Source organism: Nocardiopsis halophila DSM 44494 (assembly GCF_000341245.1).
Classification (GTDB): Bacteria; Actinomycetota; Actinomycetes; order Streptosporangiales; family Streptosporangiaceae; genus Nocardiopsis_A; species Nocardiopsis_A halophila.
Window position 1 is genome coordinate 12,612 of sequence record NZ_ANAD01000241.1, and the last position, 12,233, is coordinate 24,844.

General features: G+C 74.4%; 7 protein-coding genes and 1 pseudogene. 6 read left to right on the plus strand and 2 right to left on the minus strand.

The features are described from left to right. Positions 1–224 precede the first annotated feature (224 nt). A complete protein-coding gene (gene malQ / locus D450_RS0125600) occupies positions 225–2,282 on the plus strand; it encodes a 4-alpha-glucanotransferase (protein ID WP_017541482.1) in 2,058 nt (685 codons plus the stop codon). 1,958 nt (positions 2,283–4,240) lie between these two features. Here malQ and pepN read toward each other — a convergent pair. Further along, positions 4,241–6,790 carry an aminopeptidase N gene (pepN, locus tag D450_RS0125605; RefSeq protein WP_017541483.1) on the minus strand — a complete coding sequence of 850 codons (2,550 nt, stop codon included), beginning with the start codon at positions 6,788–6,790 and terminating at the stop codon, positions 4,241–4,243. A 237-nt stretch (positions 6,791–7,027) separates the two neighbouring features. On the opposite strand from pepN, the gene D450_RS0125610 reads away from it, so the two are divergent. The 5 genes and pseudogenes from D450_RS0125610 to D450_RS0125630 form a co-directional block, all read left to right on the plus strand. Further along, positions 7,028–7,639, plus strand: coding sequence for a mycothiol-dependent nitroreductase Rv2466c family protein (locus tag D450_RS0125610; protein ID WP_017541484.1), 612 nt, complete (start codon positions 7,028–7,030; stop codon positions 7,637–7,639). Between the two features lie 45 nt (positions 7,640–7,684). Then, entirely contained in the window at positions 7,685–7,849 is a 165-nt protein-coding gene (locus D450_RS34075) for a hypothetical protein (RefSeq protein WP_017541485.1), read from the plus strand. A gap of 106 nt (positions 7,850–7,955) precedes the next feature. Continuing rightward, positions 7,956–9,377: an aldehyde dehydrogenase family protein gene (locus D450_RS0125620; RefSeq protein WP_017541486.1), complete on the plus strand. Its 1,422-nt coding sequence runs from the start codon at positions 7,956–7,958 to the stop codon at positions 9,375–9,377. Positions 9,378–9,461: 84 nt separating this feature from the next. Then, entirely contained in the window at positions 9,462–9,617 is a 156-nt protein-coding gene (locus D450_RS34080) for a hypothetical protein (protein ID WP_017541487.1), read from the plus strand. An 89-nt stretch (positions 9,618–9,706) separates the two neighbouring features. Further along, positions 9,707–10,165: pseudogene (locus D450_RS0125630) on the plus strand (ribose-5-phosphate isomerase); the annotation flags it as partial. A 644-nt stretch (positions 10,166–10,809) separates the two neighbouring features. Here the strand turns inward: D450_RS0125630 and D450_RS0125640 are convergent. Further along, a complete protein-coding gene (locus D450_RS0125640; protein WP_017541489.1) occupies positions 10,810–12,081 on the minus strand; it encodes a GNAT family N-acetyltransferase in 1,272 nt (423 codons plus the stop codon). Positions 12,082–12,233 lie beyond the last annotated feature (152 nt).

Genomic DNA, 12,233 nt, shown 5'->3' on the forward strand with positions numbered 1-12,233 from the left:
GCTCCTCGCCCCCGCTCCGCCCCCGGAACGACGGCCGGTGAGCGGGCAGAGCGCGGGCCCGCGCCGGACCGTGACCCCCGGCCGCGGCGGTTCCGGCCACCGGCCCAGAACGCGGCGAACCCCCTCCGCAGGCCGAACCGGACCCGGATCCGGTCCGTTCCGGTCCCGAACGGTGCATGGCGTTCAAGGCCCGAAGGGCCCTCCATGCGGCATCATCGTGTGCTGTGAGCGATGCGGACCTGGCCCGGCTGGCCGAAGAGCACGGCGTTGCGACCACCTATGAGGACTGGCGGGGCCGCCGGGTGCGGGTCGGTGCCGACACCCTCCGCCACGTGCTGGCCGCCCTGGGGGTGGACGCCTCCGACCCGCGCGCCTCCCTGGAGGCCCACTGGGCCGACCAGGCCCGCCGCATGCTGCCGCCCGCGGTGGTGGCACGCTCCGGCCGCTCGCCCCGCCTGCCGCTGCCCGACGGCACCCGTGCCTGGGTCGAGCTGGCCGACGGCGGATGGGCCCGCCCCGGCCCCGACCTGCCCACCGGGGTGCACTCCCTGCACGCCGAGTGCGGGGGCGTGGCGCAGAGCGCCCCGCTGCTCGTGGTGCCCGACCGCCTGGACCCCCCGCCCGCCCTGGGCGACCGGCGGGCCTGGGGCCTGACCGCGCAGCTGTACTCGGTGCGCTCGCGCGCGTCCTGGGGCCTGGGCGACCTGCGGGACCTGGCCGAGCTGGCCGACTGGAGCGCCCGCGACCTGGGCGCGGCCTTCACCGCCGTCAACCCGGTGCACGCCACCGAGCCGGAGATCCCCCTCGAGCCCTCTCCCTATCTGCCGGTCAGCCGCCGCTACTCCAGCCCGCTCTACATCCGGGTCGAGGACGTCCCCGAGTACACCCGGCTCGACCCCACCCAGCGCGAGGCCGTGCAGCGCCTGGCCCGCCCCCTGCGCGAGCGCGGGCGCACCGCCGACCTCCTGGACCGGGACGCCGTCTGGAGCGCCAAGCGCGCCGCCCTGGAGGCCCTGTACCAGGTGCCGCGCTCCCCCGCCCGCGAGGCCGCCTTCCAGGCCTACCTGGAGCGCGAGGGCGCCCCGCTGGTGGAGTACGCCACCTGGTGCTCCCTGGCCGAGGAGCACGGCCCCGACTACCGGTCCTGGCCGCCGGAGCTGCGCGACGTGGCCGGCCAGGAGGTGGGGTCCCGCGCCCTGCGCCGCTGGCCCGAGGTCGACTTCCACCGCTGGATGCAGTGGGTGATCGACGACCAGCTGGCCGCCGCCCAGGCCAGCGCCCGCGCCGCCGGCATGCCCGTGGGCATCGTGCACGACCTGGCGGTGGGCGTGCGCTCGGGCGGCGCCGACGCCTGGATGTACCGCGGAACCCTGGTCGAGGGGGTGAGCGTGGGCGCCCCGCCGGACGCCTTCAACCAGCAGGGGCAGGACTGGTCGCAGCCGCCGTGGCACCCGGTGCGGCTGGCCGAGGAGGGGTACGGCCCCTTCCGCCAGACCCTGCGCCAGTCGATGCGGCACGCCGGGGGCGTGCGCGCCGACCACGTCATGGGCCTGTTCCGGCTGTGGTGGATCCCCGAGGGCGCCGACCCCTCCGAGGGCGCCTACGTGCGCTACGACCACGAGGGCATGGTGGGGTCGCTGCTGCTCACCGCGCGCGAGAGCGGCGCCCTGGTCATCGGCGAGGACCTGGGCACGGTGGAGCCGTGGGTGCGCGAGCACCTGGCCGACCGGGGCGTGCTGGGCACCTCGGTGCTGTGGTTCGAGCGCGACGAGGAGGGGGCGCCCAAGCGGCCCGAGGACTGGCGGCGCGAGTGCATGGCCACCGTCGCCACCCACGACCTGCCCCCGGTGGCCTCCTTCCTGACGGCCGAGCACGTGGAGCTGCGCGACCGGCTGGGGCTGCTCAAGCGCCCGGTGGCCGAGGAGCGGGCCGAGGCCGAGGCCCAGGTGGAGGCCTGGCGCCGGCGCCTGGTGGAGCTGGGCCTGCTGGACGCGGACGTGGACCCGGTCTCCTCGCCGTCCACGGTGGTGGCGGCGCTGCACGCCTACCTGGCCCGAACCCCGGCCCGGCTGGTCGGCCTGGCGCTGACCGACCTGGTGGGGGACCGGCGCATGCAGAACCAGCCGGGTACCTCGACCGAGTACCCCAACTGGCGGATGCCCCTGACCAGCGCCGAGGGCGAGCCGGTGCTGCTGGACGAGCTGTTCGCCGACCCGCACCTGTCGGCGGCGGTGCGCCGCGCCCTCCAGCCGGTCACGGCCGGCCTGTGCCGGGGCGGCTGAGCCGGCGGCGTCGACAGCGGAGGGGGTGGCGCAGCAGGTGCCCCGCTCGCGGTCCCCGGCCGGGCGGCGGGGTCCTTCGGTACGAGGGGGCGGCGACGAAGGGGCGGCTGATACCCCGCTCCGGCCTGCATGCCGGGTGGCGGGCCGCCGGGGTGCCAGGGGAGGCGGCGGCGACCCAGCAGGTCCCCCGCTCACGGGCCCCGGCCGGGCGGCGGGGCTCTGTGGCGTCAGGAACAGCAGCAACGACGGCCCAGCCGGTACCCCGCTCACGGCTGCTTGCCGGGCGGCGGGCGGGCGGGGTGCCAGGGAGTCGGCGGCGACGAGGAGGTGGGGCGGTTCCCCGGGCTCGGCGGTCGGCTGCCGGGTGGTCCGCCGCCTTGGCCTTGGAGGGGCCCCTCTCGTCCGCGTTCCGGGCATACCGGGCGCGCCGGGCGGCGGTCGGGCATCGATAGTGGCGGTACCACCACGCAACTGCACATCGCGTGGTGGTACCGCCACTATCGATGGAGAACCGGCCCTCCCGGGGCGCCCTCCGGCTGCCGCGCCCTGCCGGGTGTCCTGTTTGTCGGGGGTCGGAAGGGGGTGCGGGGCTCGCGCGCGCCCGGAGCGGCCCCCGGGGCCGGTCGGGTGTACGGCGGCGGCCAGACCAGAACGGGATTCGGTGCCCCGTACCCCCTCTACCGGCACACCGAACCCGATTGAGGGACGCCCGGTCACTCCGGGTAGCCGAGAACGGGTCGGCGCCGCCATCGGGCCCCGCGCGGACGGGTGTCCCGCCCTTGCCGCGCCGTTCCTTCTCCGGTGGTGGGCGGACGAACAGGGGCAATACGGGCACTGCGTTACCGAATCCCGTTCTGGTCTGGCCGGGATCGCACGCGGAGGCCGCCTGCGGGCGTCGATCAGCGCGCTCGCGCCCTTCCCGCCGCATGACGGTGCGTATTGCCCCAGGTCAGAAGGGTGCATCTGGTCGGTGCGCGGCGGGTGGGTGCGCCGCGGGAGCGGGCGGGCGCGGGCGGACGCTCCCGGGCCCGACCGCGCCCCTAGTAGTACTTCGTTAGGTTCCTGGTTTCTCTTTTCCCTGCCCGGTTCCGCCGTCCGCCGGGTTTGCCTGGTTCTCTCGTTGATCTCGGGAAAAACGACCCTTCCCGCCCGTTTTTAGGGTCGTTTTTCCCGAGATCAACGCGGAGTGCCCGGCGGCCTGCGGTCCGGGCGGGGCCGGTGAGCGGGGCACCGGCCGCGCCGTAGTCGTCGCTGTTCCGGGAGTGCAAGAAGCCCGGCGGCCGACAGCGAAGACCGGGGAGCCGCCCCACCTTTTCGTCGCTGCACTCCCCCTGGCACCCCGACGACCCGCCGCCCGGCCAGCAGGCGCGAGCGGGGCACCGGCCGTGCCGTCGTTGCCGCTGTCCCCGGACCGCGAGACGCCCGGCGGCCGACAGCCAAGACCGGGGAACCGCCCCACCTCTTCGTCGCCGCCACCCCCTCGCACCCCGGCGGTCCGGCGCCCGGCCGACAGCCGTGAGCGGGGCACCGGCTGCGCCGCCGTTTCCGCTGTCCCTGGACCGCGAGAGGCCCGGCGGCCGACCGGTGACACCGGGGAAAGAGCCCCCTTCTCGTCGCCGCCCATCTCCCTGCACCCCGGCGGCCCGCCGCCCGGCCGGCAGGCGCGAGCGGGGTACCGGCCGTGCCGCCGTTTCCGCTGTCCCTGGACCGCGAGAGGCCCGGCGGCCGACCGGTGACACCGGGGAAAGAGCCCCCTTCTCGTCGCCGCCCATCTCCCTGCACCCCGGCGGCCCGCCGCCCGGCCGGCAGGCGCGAGCGGGGTACCGGCCGTGCCGCCGTTTCCGCTGTCCCTGGACCGCGAGAGGCCCGGCGGCCGACAGCCGTGAGCGGGGAAGGGCCGGTGCCCCTCCCCGCCGTCCGGTGTCACCGGGGTACCGCGGCTGCGGCCGCAGCCGCGGTCACTCTGCGGCGCCGGCCTCGGCGTCGCGCCGGCGGGCGCGCAGCGCCCGCTCGACCGTGGCGCGGCCCTCGATCAGCAGGCGGTGCAGCGCCGGCGCCGGGGACTGCGCCTCGATGTAGGCGTCCGTCCGGCGCAGGGTCTGCTCCTCGACGAGGTGCCTCGGGTAGGCGATCTCGGCGAAGGACTGCGCGAACTCCTTGGTCCACTTCTCCCAGGCCTCGTTCAGCCGCGCGAAGTACGGCTCGACATAGGGCCGGAACAGCTCGGCCTGGGAAGGCTCGGTGAAGCCCAGCAGCGTGGCCCGGAACTCGGCGTTGGCCATGTCGCCGGAGGTGATCCGGTCCCAGGCCGCGGCCTTGGCCTCGGACGTCGGGATGGCCGCCCGGCAGCCGGCCGCGTGCCGCTGGCCGGTGGCCGTGTTGTCGGCCGCCAGCTCCGTGGTGATCTCCTCCTCGCCGGCCTTGCCGCGCGCCACCAGGCGGCGCAGCAGCGTCCAGCGCAGGTCGGTGTCGACGGTCAGCCCCTCGACCTCCAGGGCGCCGTCCAGCAGCCCCTGGAGCAGCGACAGGTGGGCGTCGGAGATCGCGGCGTCGGCGAACCCGTGCGCGTAGACCAGCTGCAGGTCGCTGCCGGGCTCGGCGGCGGTCAGCAGGTCGCGCAGCCGGTCGGCCAGCAGCTCGAACCCGGTCGGCGCCCACTCCGGGTCGGCGTAGTTCACCAGCGCCGACACGGCCTGTCGCAGCAGCATCTGCGCCACCGACACGTCGTTCACGCCGCCGATGCCCGACTCGACCAGCCGGACGTAGTCGCGGGCGGCCATCTCCGCGTCGCGGGTCATGTCCCAGGCCGCCGAGAAGCACAGCGCGCGCGGCAGCGACCCGGTGATCTCCCCGACGCCCTCCACCACGGTGCGCAGCGACCGGTCGTCCAGGCGGACCTTGGTGAACGTCAGGTCGTCGTCGTTGATGAGCACCAGGTCCGGGCGCTTCTCGCCGACCAGGTCGGGCACCTCGGTGCGGGCCCCGCTCACGTCCAGCTCCACCCGGCGGCGGCGGACGATGCCCGCGTCGGTGCGGTCGTACAGGCCGACCGCCAGGCGGTGGTCGCGCAGCGTCGGGTAGTCCTCGGCGGCCTCCTGGAGCACCGCGAAGGAGGTGAAGCGATCCTCGTCGTCGGTGGCGAACTCCGGGCGCATGGTGTTGACCCCGGCGGTCTCCAGCCACTGCCGGGACCAGTCCGACAGGTCGCGGCCCGACGCGCGCTCCAGCTGCCGCAGCAGGTCCGAGAGCTCGGTGTTGCCGTAGGCGTGCTCCTTGAAGTACTCCCGCACCCCGGCGAAGAACGCGTCCACGCCCACGTAGGCCACCAGCTGCTTGAGCACCGAGGCGCCCTTGGCGTAGGTGATGCCGTCGAAGTTGACCTCCACCGCCTGCATGTCGGGGATGTCGGCGGCGATGGGGTGGGTGGAGGGCAGCTGGTCCTGGCGCAGCGCCCAGGCCTTCTCCACGTTGGCGAAGGTGGTCCAGGCATCGGTCCACTTGGTGGCCTCGGCCTGGCAGTGCACGCTGGAGTAGGTGGCGAAGGACTCGTTCAGCCACAGGTCGTCCCACCAGCGCATGGTGACCAGGTCGCCGAACCACATGTGCGCCATCTCGTGCAGGATCGTCTCGGCGCGCCGCTCGTAGCGGGCGTCGGTGACCCGGGAGCGGAAGACGTAGTCCTCCAGGAAGGTGACGGCGCCGGCGTTCTCCATCGCCCCGGCGTTGAACTCGGGCACGAACAGCTGGTCGTACTTGCCGAAGGGGTACCGCATCCCGAAGACGCGGTGGTAGAAGTCGAAGCCCTGCTTGGTGACCTCGAAGATGGCGTCGGCGTCCAGGTGCTCGGCCAGCGAGGCGCGGCAGAAGACGCCCAGCGGGATGCCGTCGTGGGAGTCGCGCTCCACGTGGTACGGCCCGGCGATGAGCGCGGTGATGTAGGTGGAGATCGGTTCGGTGGCCGGGAAGTGCCAGCGCACCGCGTCATCGCGTCCCTCGACCGGCGCGCGCTCGGTGTCCGGCGCGCTGTTGGAGACCACCTCGAAGTCGGGGGGAGCGGTCACCGAGAGCGTGAACCGGGCCTTCAGGTCCGGCTGGTCGAAGCAGGTGTACATCCGGTGCGCGTCGGAGGTCTCGAACTGGGTGTACAGGTAGACCTTGCCGTCGACCGGGTCGACGAACCGGTGCAGGCCCTCGCCGGTGCGCATGTAGGCCGCCCGGGCGACCACCTTCAGCTCGTTCTGCGCCTCCAGGCCCTCCAGGGCGATGCGCCCGCCGTCGAAGACGCGGGCGGGGTCCAGGGAGCGCCCGTTGAGCTCCACCGACTCCACCTCGGGCGCCACCAGGTCCACGAACGTGGACGCCCCGGGCTCGCTGCAGTCGAAGCGGATCGCCGTGGTGGACGTGAACGTCGCGTCACCGGTGGTCAGGTCGAGCTCGACGTCGTAGGAGGCGACGTCGAGGAGCCTTGCGCGCTCGCGTGCCTCGTCGCGTGTCAGATTGCCCGCCACGTACCGCTCCCTTCCCGGCCGCCGGCATCGCCGGCCGGACTCGACAAACGGCCCCCGGAGCGCGGTGCGCCTCCGGCGGCCCACGTGATTCGGTTTCCGCCGTTGATCCTGCCACTTCCCGGCCGCGTATGCGGAACCGGAATGCCGCGCGCGGTGGCGGGGTTGTGGTGCACGGGCGGCCCTGGGCCGCCCGAGCGACCCCCGCAGCGACGACGACCCTGAGACGAGGGCGAAGCGATGAGCGACACCAAGACCGTGGACTTCTGGTTCGATCCGGCGTGCCCGTGGGCCTGGCTGGCCTCGCGGTGGCTGCTGGAGGTCGAGAAGGTCCGGCCGGTCCGGGCCCGCTGGCACGTGATGAGCCTGGCGGTGCTGAACGAGGGCCGCGAGGACCTGCCCGAGCGCTACCGCGAGATGCTCACCACCGCCTGGGGGCCGGTGCGGGTCGCGACCGCGGCCGAGCAGCGCTTCGGCAACGAGGTCGTGGGCGACCTCTACACGGCGCTGGGCAACCGGTTCCATGTGCAGGGGGAGGAGCTGGGCATCGGGCCGGTGCGCGACGCCCTCAAGGAGCTCGACCTTCCGGCCGACCTGGCGGACGCCGCGGAGTCCTCCGATTACGATGAGGCCCTGCGCGCCTCCCACCAGGACGGGATCGACCGTGTCGGCCAGGAGGTCGGCACCCCGGTGATCTCCGTCGAGGGGGTGTCCTTCTTCGGCCCGGTGGTGACCCCCGCGCCCAAGGGCGAGGCGGCCGGACGGCTGTGGGACGGCGTGCTCCTGGTCGCCGGAACCGACGGCTTCTTCGAGCTGAAGCGCAGCCGCACCCGCGAGCCCGTCTTCGACTGACGACCACCCGAACCCGTACCGAGACCAGCACCGGGAGGACCGGCGATGAGCGGACCTGACGACGAGCGGCGGGTCGACCTGTCGGACTTCGACGACGGGCCACCCGTCCTTCCCGACATCACCGACGACGAGCGCGGCTCGTCGTGGGGGGAGCGGGAAGAGGACGACCTGGCGCGCCTGCTGGAGGACCGGCCTCCCCACTGGGGCTGAGCGCCCGAGCCCCGTGCCCCGGGCCGCCCGCGTTCGGGCGGCCCGGGACGTCCGTGCGGAGGGGCCGGACGGATTAACCTAACAGCGTTCTGGGAAGGTGGGCGGCATGCGATCCCTCTACATCGACGGCGCCTGGACGCCTTCCGCCTCCGACACCTCCATCGACGTCGTGAACCCGGCGACCGAGGAGGTCATCGACGCCGTGCCCGCCGGGGCCGCGGCCGACGCCGACCGCGCCGTGCGCGCGGCCCGCGCCGCCTTCCCGGCCTGGTCGGACCTGCCCGTGGCCGAGCGCCGCGCCGCCCTGGGCAAGGCCCTGGACCTGCTGCGCGGCCGGGCCGACACGATGGCGGCCACCATGGCCGCCGACGTGGGCGCGCCGCTGCGCTTCGCGGCCAAGGTGCAGATCGGCCTGCCCCTGCTGATGTTCTCCACCTTCCTGGACCTGGTCGACCAGGTGGGCGAGCGCTACTTCACCGGCGAGGAGGTGGGCAGCTCGGTGGTGGTGCGCGAGCCCTTCGGGGTGGTCGGCGCCATCACGCCGTGGAACTACCCCCTGCACCAGGTGGTGCTCAAGGTGGTCCCGGCGATGCTCGCCGGCAACACCGTGGTGCTCAAGCCCAGCGAGGTCGCCCCGCTCAGCGCCTACGACCTCGCCGAGGCGCTGCACGAGGCAGGCCTGCCGGCCGGCGTGTTCAACCTGGTCACCGGCACCGGCCCGGAGGTCGGGGAGGCCATCGCCGCGCACCCTGGGGTGGACATGGTCTCCTTCACCGGCTCCGGCCGCGCCGGCAAGCGGGTGAGCGAGGTCGCCGCCGCGACCGTGAAGAAGGTCGCCCTTGAGCTGGGCGGCAAGTCGCCCAACGTGCTCCTCGACGACGCCGACCTGCCCGCCGCCGTCAAGGCCGGCGTGGCCGACGTGATGCGCAACACCGGGCAGAGCTGCAACGCCCTGACCCGGATGCTCGTGCCCCGCGCCCGCTACGACGAGGCGGTCGCCCTGGCCGCCGAGGCCGCCGCCAAGTACGCCCCGGGCGACCCCGCCGACGAGGGGACCCGGATGGGCCCGGTCGTCTCGGCCCAGCAGCGCGAGCGGGTGCTGGAGTACATCGAGACGGGCTCGGCCGAGGGTGCGCGGCTGGTCGCCGGGGGCGCCGGGGCCCCCGAGGGCCTGGAGCGCGGGTACTACGTGCGCCCCACCGTCTTCGCCGACGTCACCAACGACATGCGCATCGCCCGGGAGGAGATCTTCGGCCCCGTCCTGGTCGTCATCGGCTACGACGACGAGGAGGAGGCCGTGCGCATCGCCAACGACACCGAGTACGGGCTGGCGGCCGGGGTGTGGTCCGGCGACGCCGACCGCGCCATGCGGGTGGCCCGCCGGCTGCGCGCCGGGCAGGTCCAGGTCAACGGCGGCGGGGTGAACCCGCTCGCCCCGTTCGGCGGCTACAAGCAGTCCGGTGTGGGCCGGGAGTGGGGCCTGCACGGCCTGGACGAGTTCTGCGAGGTCAAGGCCATCCAGCGGTGACGGGTGGGGCCGGACGGGGCACCTGGGGCGGCCGCATAAGATGATCGATGGCGTTTTGTCCCGGTTCCCCAGTCGAGGTGTGACGTGAGCAGCAAGCCCGAAGTGTCCAAGGCCGGTCCGCTGAGCAAGGACGTCAAGGCCATGGTCGTCACGAACATGGTGGCGATCCTGTCCATGGCCCTGTTCGCGGCTCTGGGCCTGGGCGTCGCCTACGCCGCCAACGGCACCCTGGTGTTCTGAGGCGGGCCGACGCGGCCTGCAGCGGCCCGCTCCGCCCCGGTGCGTCCGGGGAGGGGCGGGCCGCGGCGTTCCTGCGCCGCTGACCTGCNTATCTTGGTTCCGATCACGCGGGTTACGAGCTGAAAGAGCACCTGGTCGCCTGGCTCAAGGAGCACGGCCACGAGGTCGCCGACGCCGGTCCCGCCGTCTACGACGCCGTCGACGACTACCCGCCCTTCGTGCTGCGCGCCGCCGAGGGCGTGGCCTCCGACCCGGGCTCCCTGGGGATCGTTATCGGCGGCTCCGGCAACGGCGAGCAGATCGCCGCGAACAAGGTGAAGGGCGTGCGCGCGGCGCTGGCCTGGAGCGAGGAGACGGCGGTGCTGGGGCGCGAGCACAACGACGCCAACGTGGTCGCGATCGGTGCGCGCATGCACAGCCTGGAGGAGGCCACCCGCCTGGTGGAGCGCTTCCTGGAGACGCCCTACAGCGGGGAGGAGCGGCACACCCGCCGCATCGACATGCTGAGCCGCTACGAGGAGAGCGGCGAGCTGCCGCCGCTTCCGTAGCGTCCCCGTAGCGCCGCCGCGGTGCCTTTTCAGGGGGCGCCCCTTCACGGGGCCTCATCACGGCACCGAGGCCGGCCTCCGTCGGCGATCGGCGGGCCCGCTGCGCTGCCGGGGAGCGGACCCGCCGGGCGGGACGTCCCCGGAACTCGGCCGGGGCGACGTCCTGCAGCGACGGTAATACGGTTGGCGGCCGCTGAAAAGCGCCGGGAGCGTCACCGCTCTCGGACCGCCGCCGCAGGCGGGCCGGGGCCGGCCCGCGACCGGATACGGGGCGCCGGGGGAACATCCCCCGGCGCCCCGTCCGTGTTCGGCCATGGCAGAGGGCACGGAAGCCGGTCGGCGTGCCCGCGGACCGCCGACGGTTCGGCCCGAGCGGGCCGTACGTCCACAGGGGCATCGCGGTCGCCGTGCATCCCCGGGGCCCCTGGCGGCCCAAGGGATTTCCATCGGCGTTCGCCCGGAGCTCCCGGTCTCGGCCAGGCCCGCCGGAGTGGTGCCGTTTCCGGCCGTACCGGGCGGAGCGCGGGACGGACCGTTCGGCGGGCCCGGCGCGCACCGGGCATACGGGAATCCTCCAGATGGCGTCGGAATGCGGGCCACCGTGCTCGGGGGAGACCCTCGGTCCGCGCGGTTCCGGGCGCGGCCTAGAAGATCACCGAGCAGCACGGCTCGTGGTCGATCGTCAGGGCCACGTCCAGCCTCGCGGCCGCCCCAGGGGTCCGCTCCTCGGCCATGCCGGCCGCGACGTAGGAGGCGAGCCTGGTCGAGCCGAGGTAGGCCGCTCCCAGCCGGGCCACGTCCACCACCAGGTCCGGCTCGGTCCCCGCGCCCCCCTCCACTCGGGTGAACGACGCCGCCCCCGCGCCGTCGGCGTGCAGGCGCCACCGGCCCGCGTTCCAGGGGCAGTCGCGGTCGGCCACCTCCAGCACCGTGTCCACGGGCGCCGCATAGGAGCGCTCCTCCATCGCCCGCGGCAGGTCGACCAGGCGGATCCACAGCGGCTCGCCGACCGTCGCGCGCATGTGGTTCCGGTCGGTGAGCAGGTGGAACAGCGGCGTGTCCTCGGGGAGCATGGGAACTTCGAGGTCCCGGATCAGGTCCCGTCCGAGCAGGTGCTCCCACAGCAGCGCCTCGGCGGCCGGGGTCACGGCGAAGAACTGCGTGACCTGCATGCGCCCGGTGGGCATCTCGAAGTCGTCCCAGCCCGGCCGGGCGCGGTGCACCGCGTACCCCAGCGGCCCGGAGGGGCCCTCGGCCACCACGCACATCTTGGCGCCGTACCCCTCGCGCCCGCCCGGCTCGTCCCGCAGCAGCAGGTCCCACCAGGCCCCGCTGCGCTGGAACTCCCCGACGCGCCGCGCGGCCGCCAGGCCGTGCACGCGCTCCATCTCCTTGCGCATCTCGGGCAGCGTCCCCAGGCGCAGCGACAGCGACGGGTCGCGCGGCACGTCCGGGCGCAGCGCCGCCTCCCGTGCCGGCAGGGTCGCACTGATCGCCCGGCTGGCCGGGCCGTACCCGAAGCGGCCGTAGATCGCGCCCTCGGAGGCGAACAGCGCGGCCACGCTCTCACCGGCCGCGTGGACGTCGGCCAGCTGGCGGCGCATCAGCGCGGTCAGCACGCCCCTGCGCCGGTGGGTGGGCCACACGCCCACGGCCGAGACCCCGGCGACGGGGCGCGGGCCGCCCGGCAGCGTCATGGTGAAGGGGTGCACCACGGTGGTGCCCACCATGAGGTCCCCGTCGAAGGCCGCCAGCGTGCGCCCCAGCTCGGTGACCGGGCGGCGGAACCCCTCGTCGGCCGGGTCGCGGGTGGCGAGCAGCGCCGTCCCGCACACGCGGGCGAAGTCGGTGAACTCGTCGGACTCGATGGGCCGGACCGACCAGTGCGGGCGGCCGGGATCTGCGTACTCTGCCATGACCGGTTCCTACCGCCCGCGCCCCGCCGGAGGCGAATGGTTTTTCCGCCGAATCGGGTGTGAGATCGCCGGATGCCTGACGCGCGCCCGCTCGTCCGGCCATACTTGACCATGAGGAGTTCTGCGCGATTTCCGGGCCGCACGCAGGCGCG